Origin of the sequence: Thiomicrorhabdus sediminis (assembly GCF_005885815.1) — a bacterium.
In the GTDB taxonomy this organism is placed as follows: domain Bacteria; phylum Pseudomonadota; class Gammaproteobacteria; order Thiomicrospirales; family Thiomicrospiraceae; genus Thiomicrorhabdus; species Thiomicrorhabdus sediminis.
This window is the reverse complement of sequence record NZ_CP040602.1, coordinates 455,458-480,211: the sequence shown is the minus strand read 5'-3', so window position 1 is coordinate 480,211 and position 24,754 is coordinate 455,458. Positions and strand designations below refer to the sequence as shown.

The 24,754-nt window shown below is 43.3% G+C and carries 19 protein-coding genes, 1 tRNA gene and 1 pseudogene; 7 read left to right on the top strand and 14 right to left on the bottom strand.

The window, feature by feature from the left end; translation table 11 throughout:
- Positions 1-9 precede the first annotated feature (9 nt).
- From ubiE to FE785_RS02135, 5 genes are read left to right on the top strand one after another with little or no spacing between them, the layout of a single operon-like run.
- On the top strand, positions 10-762 hold the full coding sequence (gene ubiE, locus FE785_RS02155) for a bifunctional demethylmenaquinone methyltransferase/2-methoxy-6-polyprenyl-1,4-benzoquinol methylase UbiE (RefSeq protein WP_138563960.1): 753 nt from the start codon (positions 10-12) through the stop codon (positions 760-762).
- Positions 763-794: 32 nt separating this feature from the next.
- Positions 795-1,538, top strand: coding sequence for a ubiquinone biosynthesis accessory factor UbiJ (locus FE785_RS02150; protein WP_138563958.1), 744 nt, complete (start codon positions 795-797; stop codon positions 1,536-1,538).
- A 15-nt stretch (positions 1,539-1,553) separates the two neighbouring features.
- Positions 1,554-3,167, top strand: coding sequence for a ubiquinone biosynthesis regulatory protein kinase UbiB (gene ubiB / locus FE785_RS02145; protein ID WP_138563956.1), 1,614 nt, complete (start codon positions 1,554-1,556; stop codon positions 3,165-3,167).
- A 15-nt stretch (positions 3,168-3,182) separates the two neighbouring features.
- Positions 3,183-3,842, top strand: a complete 660-nt coding sequence (locus FE785_RS02140; RefSeq protein WP_138563954.1) for a hypothetical protein — start codon at positions 3,183-3,185, stop codon at positions 3,840-3,842.
- A 36-nt stretch (positions 3,843-3,878) separates the two neighbouring features.
- A complete protein-coding gene (locus FE785_RS02135) occupies positions 3,879-4,421 on the top strand; it encodes a thioredoxin fold domain-containing protein (protein WP_138563952.1) in 543 nt (180 codons plus the stop codon).
- A 90-nt stretch (positions 4,422-4,511) separates the two neighbouring features.
- On the opposite strand, the gene FE785_RS02130 is transcribed toward FE785_RS02135, so the two are convergent.
- Positions 4,512-5,075 carry a hypothetical protein gene (locus FE785_RS02130; RefSeq protein WP_138563950.1) on the bottom strand — a complete coding sequence of 188 codons (564 nt, stop codon included), beginning with the start codon at positions 5,073-5,075 and terminating at the stop codon, positions 4,512-4,514.
- Between the two features lie 5 nt (positions 5,076-5,080).
- Positions 5,081-6,598 carry a 7TM domain-containing protein gene (locus tag FE785_RS02125; protein WP_168188891.1) on the bottom strand — a complete coding sequence of 506 codons (1,518 nt, stop codon included), beginning with the start codon at positions 6,596-6,598 and terminating at the stop codon, positions 5,081-5,083.
- On the opposite strand from FE785_RS02125, the gene FE785_RS02120 reads away from it, so the two are divergent.
- Positions 6,583-7,086: an ATP-dependent zinc protease family protein gene (locus tag FE785_RS02120; RefSeq protein WP_138563946.1), complete on the top strand. Its 504-nt coding sequence runs from the start codon at positions 6,583-6,585 to the stop codon at positions 7,084-7,086. The genes FE785_RS02125 and FE785_RS02120 overlap by 16 nt on opposite strands.
- A gap of 23 nt (positions 7,087-7,109) precedes the next feature.
- On the opposite strand, the gene FE785_RS02115 is transcribed toward FE785_RS02120, so the two are convergent.
- From FE785_RS02115 to FE785_RS02105, 3 genes are all read right to left on the bottom strand, one after another.
- On the bottom strand, positions 7,110-9,749 hold the full coding sequence (locus FE785_RS02115) for a diguanylate cyclase (RefSeq protein ID WP_138563944.1): 2,640 nt from the start codon (positions 9,747-9,749) through the stop codon (positions 7,110-7,112).
- A 196-nt stretch (positions 9,750-9,945) separates the two neighbouring features.
- A complete protein-coding gene (locus tag FE785_RS02110; RefSeq protein ID WP_138563942.1) occupies positions 9,946-12,579 on the bottom strand; it encodes a diguanylate cyclase in 2,634 nt (877 codons plus the stop codon).
- Positions 12,580-12,752: 173 nt separating this feature from the next.
- Entirely contained in the window at positions 12,753-15,872 is a 3,120-nt protein-coding gene (locus tag FE785_RS02105; protein ID WP_138563940.1) for a PAS domain S-box protein, read from the bottom strand.
- A 412-nt stretch (positions 15,873-16,284) separates the two neighbouring features.
- Here FE785_RS02105 and FE785_RS02100 point away from each other — a divergent pair.
- Positions 16,285-17,439, top strand: a pseudogene (locus FE785_RS02100) (IS3 family transposase).
- A gap of 63 nt (positions 17,440-17,502) precedes the next feature.
- Here the strand turns inward: FE785_RS02100 and FE785_RS11010 are convergent.
- From FE785_RS11010 to FE785_RS02060, 9 genes are all read right to left on the bottom strand, one after another.
- The gene (locus tag FE785_RS11010) at positions 17,503-17,652 is read right to left on the bottom strand and encodes a DUF559 domain-containing protein (protein WP_476756198.1); all 150 of its coding nucleotides are present in this window, start codon (positions 17,650-17,652) and stop codon (positions 17,503-17,505) included.
- Between the two features lie 98 nt (positions 17,653-17,750).
- On the bottom strand, positions 17,751-17,885 hold the full coding sequence (locus FE785_RS11005) for a hypothetical protein (protein WP_202978313.1): 135 nt from the start codon (positions 17,883-17,885) through the stop codon (positions 17,751-17,753).
- A gap of 28 nt (positions 17,886-17,913) precedes the next feature.
- A complete protein-coding gene (locus FE785_RS02090; protein ID WP_138563938.1) occupies positions 17,914-18,867 on the bottom strand; it encodes an HNH endonuclease in 954 nt (317 codons plus the stop codon).
- A gap of 20 nt (positions 18,868-18,887) precedes the next feature.
- Positions 18,888-19,991, bottom strand: a complete 1,104-nt coding sequence (locus FE785_RS02085; RefSeq protein WP_138563936.1) for a DNA cytosine methyltransferase — start codon at positions 19,989-19,991, stop codon at positions 18,888-18,890.
- Positions 19,992-20,090: 99 nt separating this feature from the next.
- Positions 20,091-21,323, bottom strand: coding sequence for a tyrosine-type recombinase/integrase (locus FE785_RS02080; protein ID WP_138563934.1), 1,233 nt, complete (start codon positions 21,321-21,323; stop codon positions 20,091-20,093).
- Positions 21,324-21,549: 226 nt separating this feature from the next.
- Positions 21,550-21,626, bottom strand: a tRNA-Met gene (locus FE785_RS02075).
- Between the two features lie 586 nt (positions 21,627-22,212).
- Positions 22,213-23,304 (bottom strand): redox-regulated ATPase YchF, encoded by a 1,092-nt coding sequence (ychF, locus tag FE785_RS02070; protein WP_138563932.1) that lies wholly within the window; start codon positions 23,302-23,304, stop codon positions 22,213-22,215.
- A gap of 47 nt (positions 23,305-23,351) precedes the next feature.
- Positions 23,352-23,927 carry an aminoacyl-tRNA hydrolase gene (gene pth, locus FE785_RS02065; protein ID WP_138563930.1) on the bottom strand — a complete coding sequence of 192 codons (576 nt, stop codon included), beginning with the start codon at positions 23,925-23,927 and terminating at the stop codon, positions 23,352-23,354.
- Between the two features lie 56 nt (positions 23,928-23,983).
- Positions 23,984-24,568 (bottom strand): 50S ribosomal protein L25, encoded by a 585-nt coding sequence (locus tag FE785_RS02060; RefSeq protein ID WP_138563928.1) that lies wholly within the window; start codon positions 24,566-24,568, stop codon positions 23,984-23,986.
- Positions 24,569-24,754: the final 186 nt, after the last annotated feature.

Sequence of the window (24,754 nt, the reverse complement as noted above, 5' to 3'; positions counted from 1 at the left end):
GACAGACTTATGAGTGAACAGAAAAAAACCATCGACTTTGGTTTCAGTGAAGTCCCCCTAGAAGAGAAGGTCAAAAAAGTCAAAGGCGTTTTTGATTCGGTAGCCGGCAACTACGACATTATGAATGATGTGATGTCGATGGGCATTCACCGTCTTTGGAAACGCAAAACCATTGAATTAAGTGGTGCTCGTAGCGGCCAGAAAGTGCTCGATCTCGCCGGCGGCACCGGTGATCTGACTAAAGCCTTTGCCAAGCGTGTCGGGCAAAGCGGTCAGGTGGTGTTGGCCGATATTAATGAAAGCATGGTACGTGTCGGGCGTGAACGCTTGATTGACGCCGGTATTGCTGGCAATGTCGATTACACCATCACCAATGCCGAAGCTCTGGCGTTTCCGGATAACAGCTTTGATATCGCCACCATCGCCTTCGGTTTGCGTAATGTCACCAATAAAGACAAGGCTCTGCAAGAACTTTATCGCGTATTGAAACCGGGTGGACAACTATTGGTGCTGGAGTTTTCCAAAGTCACTCAGCCTGCACTGGCGAAACTCTATGACTTCTATTCTTTTAATATCCTGCCGAAAATGGGCAAATTCATTGCGGATGATGAGGCCAGCTATCAGTATCTGGCCGAATCGATTCGCATGCATCCTGATCAGGAAACCCTAAAACAGATGATGCTTGATGCCGGGTTCGACAAGGCCGACTATCTGAATATGAATGAAGGCATTGTCGCTTTACATCGTGGTTGGAAATACTAAGCGCTTAATACTTGAAGGATAACCTCAGACTTATGCAAGCCGATTCACAGCAAACCACAAACAAAGATGATCTTGGTTTGATCGAAACCAGCTTTTGTCAGGCTTTAGAACTGGCTTTTGCGCAAGCTTTCGCGGTTGATGGCGATAATGCCTGCGGGTTTGCCAAACTAAACGGCAAAGCCATTGAGTTGCATATCCCACCTTTCAAACAAGCGTTTTTCATGCTGGTAAACTGCAAGGGTGCAAATGACGCTAACTGCCAATTGGCGTTTCAGCAAACCTTGAACGGCAATGCGGATCTGATTGTTTTTGCTCCGTTGCATCAGTGGCTAAACCTGGCGCTAAGCAGCTTGAGCGGCGAAACCCAAGGATTTGACGGCAAATTACATCACGACATGGTTGACAATGCAGAACACCTTGCCTTACTGACGCAGTTCAATCAAGCCATGAACAATGTCGAGATTGATCTGGAAGAGTGGCTATCGCAATACAGCGGTGACTTGGTCGCTTTTAAGGTGGGCAACTTTTTGCGCAGTGGTTTTCAATCGGCTAAAGAAATCGCTCAAAACAGCCGCACGCAAATCAAAGATACCATCAAAGAGTATCTCCTCTTTGAAATCAATGCGCTGCCTGCAAAGCACCAAGTCGGTGATTTTTTTCAGCAAATCAAACAGACCGAAGACGCCGTTAATGGCATAGAACAACGCATTTTAAAGCTGCAACAGCATCTGCATACCCAGACTAACCATTCACCATCAACCCGCTCAGAAGGGTAATTAAGATAACTGACTATGAAATCCATTCGCCAACTTTTACGCCTAGTTAAAATCAATCGTGTATTACACTTCTATCAGCTCGATAAACTGGTGTTAGCCGATAGCAAATATGCATGGTTACTCTGGTTCAACCTGCTGTTGCCGTGGAACTGGCGTAGCTGTTCACAACAGGAACGCGGTGTTCGTATTCGTCTCGCCTTGGAAGAACTCGGGCCAATCTTTATCAAATTCGGTCAAGCTTTATCGACCCGTAAAGACCTATTGCCGCACGACATCTCCTTGGAGCTGGCAAAACTTCAGGACGACTGCCCGCCGTTTGATGAAAAACACTCTATCCAAATTATCGAACAAGGCCTGAAACAGTCTGTTGACCAGGCTTTTGCAACCTTGAATCCGGTGCCGATCGCTTCCGCGTCGATTGCCCAGGTCCATGAAGCCACCTTACATAATGGCACCGAAGTGGTGGTCAAGGTGGTTCGTCCTGACATCAAACCGGTTATCGAACAGGATGTCGCGATTCTGTTTAGCCTTGCCAAACTGCTGGAAGCGGCGGTGAAAATTGCCAAACGTCTGCACCCGGTCGAAGTCGTTGCCGAATTCGAAAAAACCATACTTGATGAACTCGACATGATTCGTGAAGCGGCCAATGCCGCTCAATTGAAGCGTAACTTCGAGAATTCCGACCTGCTCTATGTACCGGATATTTATTGGAGCCACACTTCGGAAAGCGTGATGACCATGGAGCGCATTCACGGTATTCGCATTAGCGAAACCGAAAAGCTGATTGAAGCCGGGATTGATTTGACCGACCTGAGTGCGAAAGGCGTGATTATCTTCTTTACTCAGGTATTCAAACATAACTTCTTCCATGCCGATATGCACCCGGGCAACATCTTTGTCTTGCCGGATGGCCGCTATGCCGCGATTGACTTCGGTATTATGGGAACCCTGACACCGCAGGATCAACGTTATCTGGCGGAAAACTTTCTGGCATTCTTTAATCGCGATTACCTGCGCGTTTCCGAGCTGCATATCGAATCCGAATGGGTGCCTAAAGATACCCGAGTCAATGAATTGGAATCGGCTATCCGATCGGTCTGTGAACCCATCTGGGATCGCCCGCTTAAGGAAATCTCGTTTGGCTTGGTGCTAATGCGCCTGTTTCAGACCGCACGCCGCTTCGGCATGGAAGTGCAGCCGCAACTGGTATTACTGCAGAAAACCTTGCTAAATATTGAAGGTTTAGGCCGCCAGCTAGATGACGAACTGGATCTATGGGATACTGCAAAACCATTCCTTGAAGACTGGATGCAAGAACGTGTCGGGCCAAAAGGCTTGGTCAAAAAAGTGAAAGCCAACCTGCCTTTCTGGATGGAACAAGCTCCGGAAATTCCCGGACTATTGTTCAATAGCCTGGACAAACTGGCGCATCAGGGACTTAATGTGCAATCGGAACAGGTTGCCAAGCTGGAGCGGCAGATAGCTCAACAAAACCGCCAACAACGCCAAAGGGCGTGGGGGTTTGTCTTGATTTTATTCGGTTTGTTGCTACCGATACAGAGTCAATATCAGGAATGGATACAAATGGGATTATTTATCGCTGGCGGGCTGTTCTTAATCAAAAAATAATCGTGAGGTTGTCGCATGAATCGATTGCTTAAATTTTCTCTTACCGCTGTTCTGATCGCGCTGCTGTCGGCCTGTGCCAGTGGCTATCCACTTAATATGAGTGAAGAACAGTGGAAATCTCTAACACCGGATGAGCGTAAAGCTTTGCTGCTCAAACAACAGCAGTATGATGAAGAACAGCGTCTGGCGCGTATCAAGGCCAATGCCCGTGAGCGCGAACTGCAACTGCAAAAAGAGATTGCCGAAAAGCAACGTTTACAAAAACTTTATGACAACCCGGTAAACGGCAATGTACTGATGGTCAATATTCTCGGTGGCGACTATGTGCGTGGCAAGACTTTAAAGCAGATCATGCCGGAAACCTACGATATCGCCCTAGGCGAAATTAAACCGATTGAACTGCCGTTACAAGATGCCAAGAACCGTTATTCACAGACCGAAACCTTTTATTTGCAATACAACCTAAACGGTAATGCCGTGTATTTATATCTGGATCATCCAGAAAGCTATGGCAGTCAACGCATTGCACTGTTACGCGATGGCAATTGGCAGTGCGGCAGCCGTTATAAAACATCATTAGATACCTCCTATAAGAAACTACACAAGGTGAAATTCTTTATCAAGGAATCCGGTAGCCGATGTTTACCTAACACACACCAAAAGCGATACTATTAACAGCTAGGCAACGATGCCGATAAGAGGGCTTATTCTATGCAAAAATTTTTCTTACAGGCCGTGATGGCAAGTGTTCTCGCTATGGTCAGTATTCATGGCGCCAAAGCCGGGGAGATTTTGCCCTTAGCCGTTGATTTGCAAAAAACCGCGGCAACAGCCAAAAAGCACAATGTACCGGTTGTGATTTTTTATACCGCCACTTGGTGTAATTATTGCAAAAAACTCGAAGAAAACATTCTCCATCCGCTATTGCAAACCACCAATATCGAAGAATATGCCGAGTTTATGCAGGTGATTATGGATCGCCCTCACTGGATGATGAAAGACTTTCACGGAAATAATATTGAAATGAAAACGCTTGCACCGTCCCAAGGAGTTAAAGTTGCGCCGACTACCATGGTTTATAACTCAAAAGGCGAGCAGATCGCCGAGCCGATTATCGGCCTGACATTGGAAGAGTTCTATCCGGGCAACTTGGAAAAAGCAATCAATAGTGGCTTAAAAGCGCTCGGCAACCCGAAACAGATCGATATCTATAAGATGGTCGAACAAAGCGACGTTGAATACCGTCAGCGTTAAAACCTATTCAGTGCTCTAGAGTTTTAAGTCTTTTGGAGCCCCCCCTCGAACTATTTCAAGGCTCCAATCAGGCTTTATTTGCCAGTCTTGTTACGGCTCGATCAGAATCGGTAAAGCCAAATCGACATCTCGATCCTTATCCAGGGTTTCAATCAAACGATCATAAGAGCTTTGCGGCTTAACATCGACAATCACCGACTGTGGATTAGGCAACGGGCTTAACTGCAAAAAATTATACTGTTTAATCACCTTCGCCAGATCTCTGTATTGATAGACCTTAATAATGAAATTACCGCTGATTACCGCATGATGCCCACTCGTCTTGTTCATCAGCACCGGCACAAACTCAATGACATTGGCACCCACATTTTTAGTTAAAGGTGCACACTGTTCCTTAGTCATCCATGGAGTCGGCGTTTGGTAAATATACCAAGCGCCATGGTTTTCCACCGGTTGTAATTGCCAATCACGGTTGATTTGTGCTGGTGAGGCCATAGATGCCAGACGTAACGGCATAACCTGATAGGTTTTGCTGCCCACCATCTGCGCCACCAATTGGCAAGGCTCGCTAAAAGCCTGAGCAAGGTTCGGTAGATAACTCAGAACGCACAGCGCCAGGGTTGTTTTCAGATGTTTGTGGGAAAATAGATTCATATATGTTAGCTGTCCGCTTTATCTGCGATTTTATTATCGTTTAGGGTTGGAGTCACAGGCTGCTGCCAAAGCATTATCAACAAAGCCAAGGTGATCAGGTGAAGCTCAGGATAACTCAAAAGCCAAAACCCCAAGCTGGTGTATTGCACAATGGGCACTATACTAAATGCAAAGCCCAAGGTATAGAACATCTGCCAATTCGCCTGTTTAGCCCCCTGTTTATTATAACTTTGATAGTATTTATCAATAAACAGCACCAGCAAAACCGTTGGCAGGATAATATCGCTGGGCGAATCGAGCACGGCGTAGAAATCCAATAAGACCAACATCACGATAAGCAACAGAGTGATAAAGGTTAAGGTCATGCCGTGGGTCACGATTTTATTGCTCGAATGACTCAGATGCCTAATCCAAAATAATGGTCCGAGAACGGCCACCAACAGTATCAATGACAACCAGATTTCATTGAATGCCAATGCCATTCCCAGTAACGCCGGAGTCAAACTGCCCAGCATGGGTACCTGCCAGACCAATCTTAAATAGGCGATGATCAAGACCGCTAAAGGCAGAATCAAAATGACCTCTAGCAGCTGTTGGGTCGACACCGGCAGCTGTTTTAAATCCAGCAATCGCTGCCAATCGTATTCAGCAGAAGTCTTATTCAGCATCTTAACACTCGACTTAAAGGTAATCTTGCCTGGCCCCTCTACTTTAAAGAAACCGCCTTCGCCACGATAAAACGGGATAAAATTCTGTGGGTTGATATTAATCACCTGAACGACTGCCCAATGCTCATCAATATAGCTTTCAATCACTCCCCTACGCTGCGCATGCCCCTCTTCAATCGCCAAACCGCAAACAAAACGACTGGGTAAGTTTCGTGCCCTTAATTGCAGCAATAAACGTTGCTGAATGCGATAATCCTGCTCACAGCCGTAAAGCCCTAAATCGGTATCATAGGCGGCACTACGCCATAAACCGCTGTGTTGCTCTAAAAAGTCGTTTAACTGTTGCTGAGTTTGAATGCTTTGTGAAGGCTCTTGCACAATATTCAGGCTACGCTTCTGTGCCGCAGAGATATGCAAATAACGCTGACGCTGTTCAAGGGTAAGCGGTCTGGCAATAACATTTTTTGCCTCAGTGGAATCAATCACATACTCAAAACTGATCAAGGCTTTCGCAGCATCGCTATTAAGCTGCAGACGGATACCGCGCTCAGCAATCTCTTTATAATTGCGATGTTTGATGCGCCAACCGGCATAATTCATAGTCTGTGAAACCACACGGTGGTTGCTACTGGAAATCGGTACCGACAAGCGCACATCGGTCACACCTTTCTGTCCACCGGAAAGTTCGAAGCTGAGCTGAAGTTGACTCAAACCTAATGCCGCGTGCGAATTAGCCGGTAAAAATTGATTGCGTAACAGAACCAGAACAATTGATAATAGCACCAAGCCGATAACATATTGATATTGTCGTGTTTCCAATTGTAAACGAGGTTGTCGCCATGAGATTTTCTGCACTGCTATTGACCCTTCTATTGGCTCTTCCATTAGCCCCTGCAAGTGCTTCTAGCACCGAACAACATCATACCGTTATTGGCTGGATTGAAGCGATAAAAATTTCACCCACAGGAGAGCAGGTTGTTCAAGCAAAAATAGACAGCGGTGCCGACAACTCCTCTTTACATGCCACCGAGATTGAATACATAGAAAAAGATCAGCAAACCTGGGTACGCTTCAAAACCATCCAAGGCATTAGCTATGAAACACCGCTACTGAAAAAAACCAGCATTAAAATGAAAGACGGCAACCGCCAACAACGCCCTGTGATTGTTGCCAACCTCTGTATTGGCAACAGACTTAATGAGATTCGCCTCAACCTGGTCGACCGTGGACATTTCAAATACCCGGCATTAATTGGCCGCTCGGCCATGTCCGGTTATCTGATTGACCCAAAGAATAAACACCTTGCCGGTCATCCTGACTGCGGTTTAACAGATAATCGCTAAACCCGTCCAGTCGGCAAACCGAACTATTTTCTAGAGAAGATAACGGCTTGATTCCGGCCTTGCTGCTTGGCTTGATAAAGCAACTTATCGGTACTGGTGTAGATTTCTTCGGCATTCGCCAGGTCATCGGCATGATAGCACTTGATACCCATTGAAACGGTCACCGCCTTATTCGGCGCAGTGTGATTTTTAATCGACAGCGCTTCAATACCGTTGACCAATTGTGCCGCGTATTTTTCAAAATGGGCAATATTGCAATCTGTCGAAAGAATAAAGAACTCTTCGCCGCCGACACGAAAAACCATATCATTGGCGCGGCTGAAATTCACATCAATCACTTTGGCGATTTTTGCCAACACCTCATCACCTGTCAGGTGACCGTAGTTATCATTGACCTGCTTGAAATAATCGATATCGAGCATGGCCGCACACAAGTTACAGCCTTGAGCTCGGCAGTGTTCCACCTGTTGTTGAAGCATTTCATTGAAATGACGGCGATTAAATAAACCGGTTAATTCATCAGTAATCGCCAATGACTGAATTTTCTTTTTGTCGGTAATATCGTGACGTGTCACCAAAATCGCTTGAAGGCGGTTACGCCAGTCTTTCAATGCTGAAAAGCGCGCTTCTACCGTATAGGAGTTACCGCTCAAACTGCGGGCCGTTAATTCCCGGCAAACGGTTTCACCTTTTAATAATTGCTGCCGGATCTGCATCAAATCGTTTAATTCGATACGCTCAAAATCATATAAAAAACATTCGACTTTATCCGTTTTGTCTGTAATTCCGGCCAACTCCCTATAGCTTTGGCTTAACCATTTGATACGGAAATCTTTCGGACTGATAATGCTTGCAAGCGACAACTCATAAACCGTTTGCAGATATTCGTGCTTTTTGCCTCGGTGATAAATCAGTAAAGCCAAAAATGCCATTAATAAAACGATAATCAACACCAGCGGTGCGACTAATTTAAACATTTCACTATAATCGACTTCCTTAACCACTCTAAGCCCAAGCCAGTGGTTATAAATGGCTTGACGTTGTTCGTTCGAAATCGAAGCCAGTGCCTTTTGCATAATTGAAAACAACTCAGGCTTCGAGTGGTTGACGCCAATAGCCAAATCAAAAGTTTCCTCGAGCTGACCAACTACATGGATATTGGTGAGACCGTACTTTTTCACAGCATAGACAATACTGGCCAAATTACCAGAATAGACATCCACCTCACCATTGCTCAAGGCGATCAAGGCATCTTTAAGGCTATCAAAACGGACAAGTTCCATGCCCGGGTAACGGATACTCAAATATTCATCCGACCAATATCCTTTGACCACCGCCACCTTGCGATCCATTAGCACCTTATAATCGTTAACAAAGCCTAATTGCATAGTTGAGGCAATCACCATCGGAAACTTCAGATACGCTTCGGTAAACGCCATGTACTCACGGCGCCCCGGGGTACTGACCGCACAAGAATAAGCATCCAACTCTCCTTGTTTCGCCATATTAACCACCTGCGCCCAAGTCTTATCGGTAACATACTCGATCTGTAAACCCGTGCGCTGGGAAATCAAGGCAAAAAAGTCTGCAGCAATCCCTTTGTAGGCTCCCTGTTCATCGATATACTCAAACGGTTCCCAATCAATATCATTAGCCAGTTTGATTACCGGGTTTTTGGCAATGAATTCAAGCTCATCTTTTGTAAATAAAACGGCATCACGCTTATAAATAAAATTGTCTATGTTCAGATTCTGAAATTCATAGTCTGTCATCAATCCGGCTAGTTTCGCCTCTAAAGCGGTATTGATTAACTTTTCTTTATAGAAAGAACCAACCGGTAAATCGCCGTACTTCACCACATCTTTAGTACGCAGAGCTTCATCAAGTAACGCCTGACGATCTTTGCTTACCGGGTAATGCTGCACAATGTAATCCACCACTTCGGCCTGATGCTCTAATGCATAATGCCAACCTTTAATAGTTGCGTCTTTAAAGTCTTCAACCATTTCCGGTTTAGATTGCGCGACCTGCTCCGAAGTGAAAATAAAATCACCATAGCTTTGAATACCGAATGCTTTAGGGTCTACGATATGGTAATCAACTCCCATACGATCCAAACGCGGGGGTTCATTGGTCAAATAGGCACCGTATAAATCGACTTTGTTATCGATAAAATCCTGCAGATTCCCTGTTGGCGGCACTTGAATGAAAGGTTCTGTGGTTTGATTACGCGCTTTATCCAATAAACTCATGATTTGCAGATTCTCATCATGCATCACGCTTTTACCAGAAAACTCTTTTAAAGACCCAATAGGTGAATGGCTCAATAACACCATTGGCGAATACTGAAAAGCCGTCATCACCAACTTAATCGGCATGCCTTTGGCGTAATTGGCGATTACCGAACTGTAGCCCACGCCAAACTGAGCGCGCTGGCTTACCACTTCATCTATGACTTTGATACCTGGTTGCCATTTGGAGATTTCGACATCCAGTCCCACATCGCGGTAATAACCTTGTTGGATAGCCGCATAAAAGCCCGCAAATTGGAATTGATGGTGCCAATTAATCTGTACTTTAATTGGTGTTAAGGTTTGAGCCAAAGCCAGATTACTGCACACCAGTGTGACAGCAACTAACAGGACATAAATGGATTTGCGCATAAAAAAGGACTTCAAACTAAAAATACAACTCCTGCAATATAGCACACCCTTTTTGTTTTGTAGCTCGGTCAAATCAGCATACACCGGCTTTATACCTTTTTTTACCTTAATTTATGGATAGCATAAAAAAACCGATTGTTTTAAAAGTTTTTTTGGCTTTAGAGATTTAATAGTCGATCAATGAACGAAAAAAGCCCTAATCAGTAATACAGGCTTGGTTACGCCCCTTTACCTTAGCCTCATAGAGCAGTTTATCGGCACTCGAATAAATCTCGCTCGCGCTTGGTATCTCACCTTCTGCATAGCATTTAATGCCCATCGAGATTGTCACCACTCTATGCTCACTATTGCAATTAGGGATTCCTAGCACTTCAACCGCACTGACCATATGTCCGGCATATTCTTTGAATCGTTTGGTATTACAATCCAGCGACAAAATAAAGAACTCTTCACCACCGATACGGAACACATAGTCATTGCTCCTACTGAAATTCAGGCTCAGTAACTTGGCGATTTTGGCCAAGACCTCATCGCCTTTAAGGTGACCGTAGGTATCATTTACTTGTTTGAAATAATCGACATCCACCATGGCTACACATAGATTCAGGTTCTCTTGCTGGCTCCGTTTAACCTCTTGCTCAAGCACCTCGTTGAAATGTCGTCGGTTAAATAAACCTGTCAATTCATCGGTAATAGCCAAGGCATGAATTTTCTTTTTATCGGTAATATCCTGACGGGTGACCAAAATGGCCGTGATATGGTTGCGAAAATTGGTTTCCGCTGAGAAATTTGCCAAAGCCGTATAGGATTTGCCGCTCAAGTCACGGGCAACCAGCTCTCGGGTTACCGTGTTCCCGTCCATAAGTTGCTTACGAATATCGGCCAAGTCATCCAAATCGATTCGTTCTAAGTCATACAGATAGTAAGTGTCATCTTTGATATTTTTGTTAAAACCAGACAACTCTCTAAAACTCTGGCTTAACCATTTTATTTGAAAGTCATCCGGGCTGATAAGCGTTGCATAGGACAACTCATACACCTTCATCAAATACTCTTGCTTTTTATTACGCAAATACCCTAATAAAACCACAACACCTACAAGCAGGAGAATCAATAACAACAAAGGAACGACAATGGTCATTAAATTACTGTAATCGACTTGATTGATGACTTTAAGTCCTAACCAGCGGTTATAGATTGCTTGACGTTCCGACTCGGAAATCGAGGCCAAAGCTTTCTCCATAATGCCCAATAAAACCAGTTTAGATTTATTCACACCTATGGATAAGTTGAATGTTTCTCCCGGCTGCCCGGCAATTCTGATATTTGCCAAGCCGTACTTCCTTACCGCAAAAATAATACTCGCCAAATTACCGGAGTAGAAATTGACCTCGCCATTATTCAAAGCATTCAAGGCCTGCCTGATGGTATCGAATCGAACCAGTTCCACTTCCGGGTAACGAATGCTCAAATATTCATCAGACCAGTAGCCTTTTACCACCGCGACTTTATGCCCTGACAACATATTGTAGTTATTGACAAAACCGACCTCGTCATTCGAAGCGATGACCATTGGAAACTGTAAATAAGGCTCGGTGAACTCCATATATTTTTGCCGTTCAGGTGTACTTACCGCGCATGAATAAACGTCCAAATCTCCCTGCTTGGCCATATCGACAACCTGAGCCCAGGTTTTATCTTTAACATATTCAACCTGCAGGCCTGATCGCTGGGCGATCACATCTAAGAAATCTGCCGCAATTCCTTTATAATCGCCATGCTCATCAACATACTCAAAAGGTTCCCATTCAATATCGTTGGCGATTTTAATAACAGGATTATTGGCGATATACTCCAACTCTTGCTTAGTAAACAACAGGCTGTTTTTACTCAAAAGAAAGTGCTCTGTATCAAATTCGGCCAGCTCCTGCTCTGAAATCAAGCCGGCATTTTTGGCTTCTAAGGCGGTACTGAGCAATTTTTCCTTATATAAACTGCCGATTGGCAGATTACCACTTTTAATATAGGCGGCAGTACTTTTCGCCTCAGCCAAAAGAGACTCTCTATCTTTGACCACGGGATAATGATGCAAAATATAATCGACCACTTCCGCTTGGTGGTTAATGGCATATTGCCACCCTTGGATAGTTGCCTGTTTGAACTTCTCAACCATCGCAGGTTCGTTTTTCGCCAATTTTGCTGAAGTGAATACAAAATCTCCATAACTCTGAATACCAAAGCTTTTCGGATCCAGAACATAAAAAGGAACCCCGAGCTTGTTTAATCGGTATGGCTCATTTGTCGTATAAGCACTATAAAGATCTACCCTATGCTTGATAAAGTCTTCCAAGTTTCCCGACGACGGAATCGTAACGACCGGCTCATTGACCAGAGTACTGGCTCTTTCCAGTACACTGGCAATCTGCAGGTTATAGTCATGCATGATTCGCTTGCCGGAAAGTTGCTCTAAAGAATCAATCGGCTCATGACTTAATAACACCATTGGTGAATACTGAAAACCAGACATCACCAGCTTTATAGGCTGCCCACGAACATAGTCGGCAAGCAGCGTGCTATAACCTACGCCAAATTGCGCTCGCCCACTCAGCACCTCCTCGACAACATTCATTCCTCCACGCCATTTAACGACTTCAACATCAAGACCCGCTTCACGGTAGTACCCCTGCTGAATAGCGGCATAAAATCCAGCAAATTGGAACTGGTGGTTCCAGTTTATTTGCACTTTGACGGGCGTTGGCGATTGCGCTAACGCGATATTGCATGACAGCATGGTCACGACAAGAGATAGGATATAGATGAATCTGAACATATGAGCGATTACTTCAATTAAATACTGAACACCAAACAATATAGCACAGCGCCTGGCAATTTCATTAAAGCTGGACGAAAACTTGATGAGCAGAGCTTCATTATTAGCCTCGATCAAGTATCAAATATTTTCAGAAAACCCTATCTGAGAGATGCAGAAATCATCTCATTAAACTAAACATCCTTAAAGCAAATTTGATTTCTGCCATGATGTTTTGCCAAATAAAGTCTGTCATCCGCTTTCTTAAAAAAGGCGCTAAACGACGCGTTGGCTTCATAATCGCTCACACCGAGACTCACAGTGATATGGTTTACTTCAGCAAAAACGTGCTGCTCGACTTCTTTTCTAAGTTTTTCAGCCAAACTGCAAGCGTTCTTTAAGTCGGTTCCTGGACACAAGATAAGAAACTCTTCTCCACCCCATCGCGCCAATATATCCATACTTCGAGTATTGTTTTTTAGTAATTGAGCCACTTCAACCAGCACTGTATCGCCGGCATTATGGCCAAATTCATCATTGATGCGCTTAAAGAAATCAATATCGACAATAATTAACGACAACGCCTGATAATCTCTTTTGGCGCGTGCTTCTTCGAGTAGATACAACTCTTCGAACTTATGGCGGTTGAAAAGCCCGGTCAACTTGTCCAAAGAAGCCAAGTCTTGTAACTCTTTATTGAACAAGGTTTCTTGTGTCACATCTTTACCAGTGGAGACATAACCGACAATCTCTTCTGATTCATCCATCAAAGGCGTTATGGTTTTCTTTTCGTAGAAAATGTGTCCATCCTTGTGTTTATTGGTGAACACGGCATTAAACACCTCACCAGAAGAAATACACTCCCATAGATCGCTATAAAATTCATGGTCATGAACGCCTGATTTAACGGCTCCAGGGCGCTTACCCAAAACTTCTTTAGAAGTATATCCGGTATGTCGAGTAAACGCGGGATTGACATAGTTAATGATTCCGTCCTTGTCGGTCACAATAACGGAATCGTCTACTTGCTCCATAATTTGCAGGAACATTTCAAGTTTTTTACGAGACTCTAAAATTTCACATAAATTAATAATGGTACCCGACATCACTTCGCCCTCAAGCGAGGCACTTAACAACACAGGCAACACCTTGCCGTTTTTATCGAGAAGATTTACCTGGAAATTGCTGATGGAGCCGTTTTTCTTGATACTGTCGACCACAAACGTTCTTTGTGAGACATCTTCATAACGTGACAAGGCAGAAGAACCAATCAATGCATCTGCAGACTCATAGCCAAGCATCTTGGCCAATTCCGAATTGACATAAAGCACGGCACCGGAAAGGCTTGCTTCATAAACACCGACCATGGCGTTTTCAATCAGGTTTATATACTTTTTCTCGGATGCCTCAAGGGCTTGCTGGGTCTTAACGCGTTCTGTCACATCCCTAACTGAACTCAACACATATTCCTGTTCGTCCACCTTCAACAAGGTGGCGAATACCTCCACTGGAAAATGGCTGCCGTCTTTTCGCAAATGTTCCACTTGAAAACGCACCGCCCCTTGCGATCTGATGCTATCAATGGCCTTTCTGGCATTTTCGGCAAAATCGTAGCCTTCCATCGGCGCATCGATGTCCGCAACACTCAATGCCATCATCTCTTTTTGACTATAACCTCTGGTTTGCCATGCCGCTTTGTTCAGATAAATAAAATGTCCGGCAAAGTCATGTACCATGACAGAATCCTGAACTGCATCGATGATATTAGCCTGCATTTGCAGCTTTAACTCCGCTTCATGCTGCTCGGTGATATCCCGAACGGCGCCATTCATCTTTATCGGCATTCTGTTTTCATCGAATTCAAGCCAGCCAGACTCTTCAACAACACGGATTTGACCATCTTTCCTGACGATGCGGTGAACGACTTTGTAGTCCGATTTGCTGTTTAAGGATTCTTCAATGGCTTTTTCAAGTTTTTCAACATCGTCACTAAACACATAGGAGAGAAAACGCTCAGGTGTCGGTTCCATCTCACCGACCTGCAAACCAAATAAGCGGTAGGTCTGGTCGGACCACCAAAGTTTATTTTCACTGATATCCCACTCCCAATTACCTGTAGCGGTAATACGTTGGGCAAGATTCAGTCTTTTCGAAATTTGGGTTAATAAATTTTGGTTGGCAAGCATCGTTTTTTTGCTTTTCACCAAATAGAAGATAAACACGATACTGACGAATAAAATCAAGAGTGATAAAACGGTCAAAAACACCTTGGCCAGCGCTTCATTACGCTGGAAAAAACTTGGCTCAACATTTAAGTAAACCGCGTTTTGCGAGATCCTTTCCGGCAACAATATCTGACGGTCTCGCAAAGCTTGGCTATCGAAAACCCACTGATTGGTTACCTGAGCTTCGGTATGCTCGGGCTTGACTAAGGACGTCATCTGCAAAGCCGTCTTGGCGGCAAAACGCCCCTGCAAATACCCTCGATTGACATAGCCGCCCAGAACACCACCGTGAATATAGCTGTCTTCCAGACTAAAGATGAATAACGCTTTATTCGCCTGAAGTTGATCAATGACTTCTTTAATCGGAACCAGACTTCCATCCGAGGATTTATATGCGCCGATACTGGTTAAGACGATGACCTTTCCGGAAAAAGCATCCACTCCAGCTAAAGCATCGTCAAAATAATGGTTTAGCTGAATTTTAAGCTTTGGCAACTTGTCGTTTTCGGCCACCTGTGCTTGCAGACTCTCAATTGTTTTGCGCGCCGTATTACTGTCATCCCCCAGAACCAGTACCTGATTTTCTGCTGGAAAGAGTTGCTGAATCAGTTCCAGGTTGGCGACAATGTCTTTCTCCTCAAACACCCCTGTTAAATAGTCATCCGATAACCGGCTGACAGTCGCTTTGTCATTGATACCAGAAAAAACAACCGGTACGTCAGGGAAAAGAGGACGAACGTCGTGAATGACAAAGTGCAAGGCATTATCATCGGTCGCATAAATCAGTTTTGGCTGATAATTGGCGTACTTCTTTTTCACGTACTCTTGATAAATCGCTTCATAAGACTCGCTTAACTCGACTCGCTTGGAATCCAGCTCCTCAACGGAATACTTGGGAAACAATTCGTTTTGACTGTTAAACTCGTCGGTAAAGCCCCTCATTTGCTCTTTGGTCCAAGGGTATTCAGAGTGGTAGGAGTGAAAAACAAGTATGGGCGCATTGGCTTTGACAAAGCTCGGAGCGATGAAGAAACAAACAGAGGTTATAAAGCATAGCTTTTTTTTATTACGCTCAAGCCAATCAAACATAACAAACCGCTTCCTTGCAGTATTTACACATTTTCAGCATACCTTATTTCAGTGCGTAAAAAGGATCTTTTTAACCACCTGAGCGATAATTAATCTAGGCTGCAATCTTTGGTAAATGCTTTTGCTTCATGCGCTCACACTCAGCAGCGAAAAAAATAACATAAGCGCTTTAAACCATATCATAAGCCATTTTAGTCAATACACTTTTTTACAGTGAATTGCCCCCATCCATCCGCGTAATGAAAAACCTGAGCCTTTATTTTCAAAGTATTGGGTAGATATCGCGTTGCAGCTCAAATGCTTTATCAAAAGTAACTATGGCGATTAAAACTTTATCTAAGGACTGGTAAGGCCTGAAAACACTAGACACTTTTTATGGTAAAACTTACGTTAATCATAGAAAGGAAAAATCATGGCCAAAGGCATTCGTTATTCAGAAGAGTTTAAGCAAGAAGCAGTTAATCAAGTTACCCACCATAATTATCCAGTTGCCGAAGTGGCGGAACGACTCGGCATCTCAACTAAAACACTTTATTACTGGCTAAAAACTTTTTCTCAGCCACCTAAAAAACGCCAAGAACAAGATGATATGCAAACTGAGATTGCCCGACTTAAAAAGCAATTAAAGCGTGCAGAACAGGAGCGTGACATATTAAAGGAGGCCGCGCGGTTCTTTGCCAACGAGTCAAAGAACGATACGCCTTCATAAAAACTCGTCAGCAGAACTACCCTGTTCGAATTTTGTGTTCAGCTTTATCGGTACACCCAAGCGGCTATTATCAATGGCTCAAAGAGCCGTTAAGTCAGCGTGATAAGGACGATAAAAGGCTACTTACGGCCATCAAGCAATTTTGGCTAGAAAGCGGTTGTTATTACGGTTACCGTAACATTCACTTAGACCTGGTCGAAGCTAAAATATAATTGTGGTCGTGACCGAGTACTGCGATTAATGCAATCAGCAGGCATTAAGGCTAATCGCGGTTATAACAAGCCAAAAGGTATGTACGGTGGAACCGTACATCATCTTGCAGAGAATCGGTTAAATCGTGAGTTTGAAGTACAGCAACCGAATCATTGGTGGGTGAGAGATATCACTTATATCAAAACTCAAGAAGGCTTCTTATTCTTAGCGGTTGTAATGGACTTGTTTTCACCAAAAATCATCGGTTGGTCAATGAGTCATCTTATGACCGAAGATTTAACGCTTGCTGCTATCACGATGGCGTATTCTCGCAGAAAACCGCAAAGGACCGTCAACCCGCATTCAGATCAGGGATCGCAATACACGTCTCGTAATAGCCAAAAACTACTCGAAACACTTAATATCGAAGCGAGTATGAGTCGTCGAGGGAATTGTTGGGACAATGCTGTGGCTGAAAGCTTTTTCAGTAATTTGAAGAAAGAAAAAATACAACGGAGAGTGTTCAAATCTTTAGCCGAAGCGAAACAAGAAGTGTTTCATTACATTGAGATGTTTTACAATCCTAAACGGCGACACACTTATCATGACCGTATCTCACCGGTGCAGTTTGAAAAGCAGTATTTTGAGAATCAAAAAAGTGGCTAGTAAATTCAGGCCTTACCAGACGAAGGGATTTTTTTACTTAGATATGATTTTTATAAATCATATCTAACTGCGACTTTGAATAGAATACTGCATTGCATTCTCAATTCTTAGGAGGACAGAATCAAAGCTTCCCTTTAACTCATGAGTCCAAAAACGCAGCACTACCCAACCTGACTTTTGCAACTTATTGGTAACATCGGCATCTCTTTCAATATTCTTCTTGATTTTTTTATTCCAAAACTCACGATTACTCTTTGGAATGAAACCATGAATAGGGCACCCATGCCAAAAGCATCCGTCTACAAAAATAGCTATTTAGCTTTGACAAATACCAAGTCTGGCTTTCCTGGAAGGTTGTAATTCAACCTATATCTAAACCCCTTTCTCCAAAGAGCTTTTCTTAACTTCAACTCAGGCTTTGTATCCTTGCTTTTAACACGAAACATACATAACTTTCGTTGTTCCAGGGTAAGGTTATCGGCCATTTTTCTTACGATTTTCTTCGGCATGCAGCTTGTCATGACAGATATTGCACAAAGTTATAAGGTTTTCCTCTGTATTTTCCCCTCCAGCTGCATGATGCACTTTATGATGAAGCTCTAAAATTCTTGGGTCTGCCCGATTGTAATCATCAATCTTCCAGCCGCAGCTTTTGCACGTAAACTCATCTCTACGTAAAACTTTCCCTCTTACTGAATCCGGTATTTTCCGATCATGAACAGGTGCTTGCCTATCAAGTTCCAGAAAGTATGTCCCAACAGGCAATTCAGGCATTCCAGTTTGTTTTGTTATTATTGGCCATCCTTGTTCAGTTCGTAGCTCCCTGACCCTTCTAGCCCACTCTGACTTATCACCTGCAACATAACGTAATTCTTCTCCTGTTACAGGCCTCCCTACATTCTCACGTAAAAACTTTAAAAGTTTTTCTTGCACAGAAATATTTTTTTCTTTTCTAATGCCATTGGCAACATTCCATCTATGAGCGGCTTCCCTGTCTTGCTCAGTATTAATCAGCATATATTGATCAGGCTTCATAGTTGAAACATCCAGCCCTTCAATCTCTAAATCACCCTCATTCGCCATTTCCAGTGCACTCACACCTGTGATAATACTCCAGCCAAGTTGAACACGAAGTTCTCGAACGCGTCGTGCCCACTCGCTTATACCAGCGACAACCATTATTTCTTCACCATTGATAATAGTGAGCGGATACTTTTTTAAATAGTAGATTATTCTATCCCTAGCAGCAGGTATATTTTCAGTTACAAGTGAACTTCCTAGATCATATAAAAGACGATAGGCTGGCACCAACTCAATCACTTGGGACCGAAGATCTTCATTTTTCAGCTCTGATTCAAAATTCTCTAGAAGAGTAATCAGTTGAATTCTAAGCTGCTCTGGATTTGACTGTTGTGAACGTCTTGCCACTAAAAAAACCTTTACTGAAATTAAGCTGCTTTCTTTTTATGCTTTGACAATAAATCAGCCATATAACTGGCAATTGCCCCTCCAAGGGGAGGAGGTACTGCATTTCCAATTTGACGCGCAATTTGAATCTTAGACCCCATAAACTTGAAGTCATCAGGAAACCCCATCAACCTAGCAGCCTCTCGATGGGTAATAGGCCGGTTCTTATCTGGATGAAGATAACGCCCCTTCTCAGGTTTAAAAAACTCTGTCCGAATTGTCACCGAAGGTCGATCCCACCACAACCTGCCAAAAAGATCCGTCCCGCCACTTTTCTTTTTAATCCAGCATTGAGGTGTTATATGAGGCGCATTTTTTTGCAGATCAAACCTATTCCCTCCTGGAGGTACAGCTTTATATCGCTCTAAACTAATTGCAGTCGGGCTTCTACCAAAGTGAATATCCAAGGGAGGGTCACACCTTCTTATAGAAGTCCCCTCTGGGTCAGGTAAGTCAGAAATTGCATCATATACCGTTTTCCATGGCAATAGACCATCCGACTCAGGAGTTGCCGAATGCGTTTTGCTAGGGGGAAAATCTAAAATAGATTCAACGTTAGCAGGCTTACAACCAATTATGATAGTTCGTTTACGTGTTTGGGGAACACCATAGTCAGCGGAATTGAGAACCTTAGCCTTAACAAGAAACCCTAACTCAATTGCTTTTTTCTCAATATCACTGAACTCTGGAGACTTAAGCAAACCTTGCACATTTTCAATTACAAAAGCAGATGCTCCTGAAAGTTCCACGACATCCATGAAAGGCTCCCATAGTGCGCGCCTTTGATCTCCTTCTCGGTTTTTATTCAGCAAGCTAAAGCCTTGACATGGCGGGCCTCCGACAACAATATCAGCTCTTGGAATATTTGGCTCCGAATCCAACCAATCTTCAATATTTGTACAGATGCTGTGGTCCCCAAAATTTTCATTATGAGTAAGCACTGCTGCCGGGTCATTATCCACACCAAAAATGCATTCAAACTCCCCTGAAAACCGCCCATCAGTAAAGCCTAGAGTTAATCCTCCAGCCCCAGCAAAAAGGTCGATTAGTTTGTATTTGTTCTGTTTGACTTTATCGGATTTCATATAAAACTAGGTTCTAATTAATAAATGTATTAGGTCTCGTTGGAATTATTTTAACACCTGAAAACCATATGGGCTCGCCCCGATTCGATCGAAAGCAATTTAATCACCCTGAGTGCCAACCAACCTTTCCAAATAATCAGCCCAAGCTTGCATCAACTTGTGACGTTGAACTAATTTCTCTGCCTTGTTATAAACACCACGAGTTCCCTTGATAATATGACTTAGCTGCAATTCTATTTCTTCCGCATCAAAGCCCATTTCATTCAGTGCCGTACTAGCTGTATGTCGGAATCCATGAGGGTTAATTTCATCGACACCATTTCTTCTCAAGGCATTCCCTAACGACTCTGTACTAATTGATCTCCCAGTACCATAAGGTGAATAAAACACATAGTCAGTATGAGAAGTTAATGGCATTAGATCTTCTAAAATCGATAGAGCCTGTCTACTCAAAGGGATAACAAATCCACGCTTCATTTTCATAACCGTAGGTTCTTTTATAATTTGCCTACTTTCCAAATCAACTTCTGACCACTTCAATTTCGCAGTTTCACCAGGCCTAGTAAATAGTAACAATGCTAATCGTAAACACTGCTGAACCTCATATGTTGCCTTCAATCCGTCAAGTTTTTGCAATACAACCTCTAGTTCGGAACGTGTCGTAACATGCTTATAGTGTTTAGCCTCATGCTTTACGAACAAAGCATCTGAGATATATTTAGCTGTGTCACGCTTTATATACCTTTTCCCTTTGGCATACTTAAACAGCATATTGAATACTGTCTTTATTTTATTTCGGTTTGATAAGGTTCCATGCTCTTGAATAGCCAGTAAACAATCTTCTAAATCATCCTCGGAGATATGAACTACTGGTTTATCTCCCAGACTTGGAAATACATGCTTTTCAAATCGTAGATTATGCTTATGTAAAGTATCTAGCTGCCAATCGGGGGCTCGATCACCAAAAGAAGTCGTTTTAAACTCTGAAAATTCTTCATATAGCTGTCGAAATGTCATCAGCTCTGATGAAGCAACCTGCTCCGCTAGTTCAGCATTCTTTTCAGCTCGCTTCTGTTTTCTAAAATCAGTAGGATTAATACCTTGTTTAACTAATACTCTAGCCTCATCTCTCAATCTTCTTGCTTCAACCAAACTAACGAGAGGATACTCTCCAATTACAAAGTCTGAATCACCGCCGTGCAACTTAAATCGATATTTGAAAATCTTACTACCAGCTTTCGAAATCTCCAGCCTTAATCCATTACCATCAGATAACTTCTGAACTTTCCCATTGGGCTTTGCTTTTCTAATCGCCACATCAGTCAAAGGCATATATTGCTCCACACACCCAATTTAGGTGAAATTAACAGAAAAAGTGGGGTAAACATTTTATTTAAAAGGCAATCTTTCCAGATTTACCCCCTAACTTACCCCCTTCTATTTTGCAATTTAGTGGGTCTTGGTGCAATCAGCTGAGACTAAAAAATAACGCGACAATAGGTAACGCATTGATTTCAGACATAAAAAAACCCGCACGAAGCGGGTTGATTTAGGAATATGGTGGCTACACCGAGATTCGAACTTGGGACCCCATCATTATGAGTGATGTGCTCTAACCAGCTGAGCTATGTAGCCAAAATGTGCGCGTATTATAGAACGCTAGGGAAATATGTCAACCGAAACAAGACATATTTTTTGGGATTTTTTAGGTAATCAAGACTTTTGAATCGTCTTACTATAAACCCTAATAAATTTAGAATTTCTAGCGTTCCGATAGAGTGCTAGGTAAGGCCGCTGACTGTAAGCCTGCAAATTGCAGGTGTCCACTTAACAACGTTGAATAGTGCTGCATCAAAAAATTAAATTTGCTTGAGTTTGAGCCTTTTAACAAAGCAGCACAAGGAATGTAATGTGAGCTTACGAATAGTAAGTGACCATTACATGACACTGTATTACAAAGCTAAGAATTCAAAAAATAGAAAAATTAAATTTAGAACTTATAGCGCTCTGATGGAGTGCTAGGCAAGGCAGTTAAATGTAAGTCTGCAAATTGCAGGTATCCATTTAACAACGCCGAATAGTGCTGCATCAAAAAATTAAATTTGCTTGAGTTTGAGCCTTTTAACAAAGCAGCACAAGGAATGTAATGTGAGCTTACGAATAGTAAGTGACCATTACATGACACAGTAATGCGAAGCTAAAAGCTCAAAACCAGCAAATTCTAGACGTTGAAGCGGAAATGCATGACATCCCCGTCTTGAACGATATATTCTTTACCTTCCAAACGCTGCTTACCTGCCGCTTTCGCTCCTGCATCCCCTTTACAGGCGATAAAGTCATCATAGGCGGTAACTTCGGCACGAATAAAGCCCTTTTCGAAGTCGGTATGGATAACACCGGCCGCTTGTGGCGCTGTGGCACCTTTTTTAACGGTCCAGGCACGGACTTCCTTTACTCCGGCGGTAAAGTATGTCTGTAATCCCAAAAGATCGTAGGCGGCACGAATCACTCGGTTTAGACCAGGTTCTTCTTGGCCCATCTCTTCTAGGAAGTCGGCTTTGTCTTCATCGTCCAGTTCGGCGATTTCCGATTCGATCGCCGCGCATACAGGTACAACTATCGCCCCCTGCTGCGTCGCCAATTCTCTGACTTTATCAAGCAGAGGATTATTTTCAAAACCGTCTTCATTAACATTGGCGATATACATCATTGGTTTGATGGTTAAGAGCTGTAAATCACGCAACATCAATTTTTCGTCATCGGTCATATCAACCAAACGGATCAACTTACCGTCTTGAATTTCGTTCAAAACACGCTCATACAGTGCTTGACGGGCTTGTGCTTCTTTATTACCGCTTTTACCCAGCTTTTGCTGTTTCAGAGCATTCTTTTCCAAGGACTCAGCATCTGCCAATACCAGTTCCATATTGATGATTTCAATATCCGAAATCGGATCAACTTTACCGGCAACGTGAACAATATCGTCATTTTCAAAACAACGAACAACCTGCACAATGGCATCGGTTTCACGAATATTTTGCAGAAATTTATTACCTAGACCTTCACCTTTAGAAGCGCCTTCAACCAGACCGGCGATATCCATAAAATCGACTGTCGCAGACAACACTCGTTCAGGATTAACGATTTCGGCCAAGGCATGTTCACGTGCATCAGGAACCGGAACGACACCAACATTAGGCTCAATTGTACAGAACGGGTAGTTTGCAGATTCAATTCCCGCATTGGTCAGTGCATTAAATAAGGTTGATTTACCAACATTGGGTAAACCGACAATTCCACATTTAATTGCCATAGTTGAGTCTCCTAATAGGCAAGATGAGTTTGATTTTAGCTTTAGCGCTACGCTTTGGTATGCAGAACTTGCATGGCTTTTTCGGTATCTCCCTTAACCAGTTCCGGTACGACTTTGCTGGCGGCATAAGCAGCATCGTCAATCAGTTGGCGATCCGGTTTCGAGGCGGCCTTGAGCACATAGTCGACCACAAGGTCTTTATGCCCCGGATGACCAACACCTAAACGTAAGCGCATGAAATTTTTACCGAGATGAGAAATCGAATCACGTAATCCATTGTGACCACCGTGACCACCACCCACTTTCAATTTGGCGGTTCCCGGTGGCAAATCGAGTTCATCATGAGCGATAAGAATCGATTCGACCGGAATTTTATAGAAACTGGCCAAGGCCTTGATAGATTGACCGCTGCGATTCATAAATGTGACTGGCTTCAATAACCAAAAGTCCAAACCATTACTTTGTACGCGAGCAACCTGACCATGAAATTTGATTTCTGGACGAAACTCTACACCATATTGTCTAGCAACTTCGTCCACAAACCAAAAACCGGCGTTATGTCGGGTCTGCTCGTACTTATCACCTGGATTTCCCAGACCAACAATTAACTGAACAGATGACATAAACGCCGGCTCTCTTGGTGTAACAGTAATAATTTGCGAATTACTTCGACAAACTATTAACCTTTACGCTTAGGCTTACCGATGTTAACAACCGACTGATCGTAGTCAGTATTACCGTGTGAAAGCGCTGTTAAGATAACACCTTCAGGCATAGTTAACTCAGATAGACGTAGACTTGAACCTGCTTCCATTTTAGAAACATCAACGTCGATCTTAGTAGGTAGGTTAGCAGGTAGACACTTAACTTCCACAGTTGCCTGTAGGAAAGACATAAGACCACCGATCTTAACACCAGGAGCGACTTCCTTACCTTGGAAGTTAAGAGGAACTTTCTTAACAACCGCAGAAGTACCAGCGCGCTGTAAATCGATGTGAGCAACTTCACCAGTTGCCGGGTGACGCTGAATGTCTTTAACCAGACATGACTCAGACTCACCACCGTTTACATCAACAGTTAGAACTGTGTTGTAGTTGTCTTTGTTGGCAAATGCTTTTTTGATGAAGCTCTCTGCGAAAGATACAGAAACTGCATCCTTGTCTGCACCATAGATAATCGCTGGTACACGTCCCGCTTTACGAAGGCGGCGGCTCGCACCTTTCCCTTCGTCATTACGGATTTCTGCTGTCCAATTCTGGCTCATTGTTTTTCTCCAAATGAATATGGTCTGTTGATTTAACACGCGCCCTTACGGCACTCGACCAAATGTTTTAAACATCTTACGTTCGCGACCAAACGCAAGGAAAGCGGGTATTATATTGAAAACTCAATAATTTACCAGTCTTTTTTGCAGTAAAAACGATAATCTAAAAACAAAAAAGCACTCATG

Bases quoted from the DNA above. Each gene is read 5' to 3' on its own strand.
- FE785_RS02115 (WP_138563944.1), bottom strand. From the start codon at position 9,749: ATGCGCAAATCCATTTATGTCCTGTTAGTTGCTGTCACACTGGTGTGC.
- FE785_RS02135 (WP_138563952.1), top strand. From the start codon at position 3,879: ATGCAAAAATTTTTCTTACAGGCCGTGATGGCAAGTGTTCTCGCTATG.
- ubiE (WP_138563960.1), top strand. From the start codon at position 10: ATGAGTGAACAGAAAAAAACCATCGACTTTGGTTTCAGTGAAGTCCCC.
- FE785_RS02105 (WP_138563940.1), bottom strand. From the start codon at position 15,872: ATGTTTGATTGGCTTGAGCGTAATAAAAAAAAGCTATGCTTTATAACC.
- ubiB (WP_138563956.1), top strand. From the start codon at position 1,554: ATGAAATCCATTCGCCAACTTTTACGCCTAGTTAAAATCAATCGTGTA.
- FE785_RS02110 (WP_138563942.1), bottom strand. From the start codon at position 12,579: ATGTTCAGATTCATCTATATCCTATCTCTTGTCGTGACCATGCTGTCA.
- FE785_RS02080 (WP_138563934.1), bottom strand. From the start codon at position 21,323: ATGCCTTTGACTGATGTGGCGATTAGAAAAGCAAAGCCCAATGGGAAA.
- FE785_RS02130 (WP_138563950.1), bottom strand. From the start codon at position 5,075: ATGAATCTATTTTCCCACAAACATCTGAAAACAACCCTGGCGCTGTGC.
- FE785_RS02085 (WP_138563936.1), bottom strand. From the start codon at position 19,991: ATGAAATCCGATAAAGTCAAACAGAACAAATACAAACTAATCGACCTT.
- FE785_RS02060 (WP_138563928.1), bottom strand. From the start codon at position 24,568: ATGAGCCAGAATTGGACAGCAGAAATCCGTAATGACGAAGGGAAAGGT.
- FE785_RS11005 (WP_202978313.1), bottom strand. From the start codon at position 17,885: ATGTTTCGTGTTAAAAGCAAGGATACAAAGCCTGAGTTGAAGTTAAGA.
- pth (WP_138563930.1), bottom strand. From the start codon at position 23,927: ATGTCATCTGTTCAGTTAATTGTTGGTCTGGGAAATCCAGGTGATAAG.
- ychF (WP_138563932.1), bottom strand. From the start codon at position 23,304: ATGGCAATTAAATGTGGAATTGTCGGTTTACCCAATGTTGGTAAATCA.
- FE785_RS02150 (WP_138563958.1), top strand. From the start codon at position 795: ATGCAAGCCGATTCACAGCAAACCACAAACAAAGATGATCTTGGTTTG.
- FE785_RS02140 (WP_138563954.1), top strand. From the start codon at position 3,183: ATGAATCGATTGCTTAAATTTTCTCTTACCGCTGTTCTGATCGCGCTG.
- FE785_RS02120 (WP_138563946.1), top strand. From the start codon at position 6,583: ATGAGATTTTCTGCACTGCTATTGACCCTTCTATTGGCTCTTCCATTA.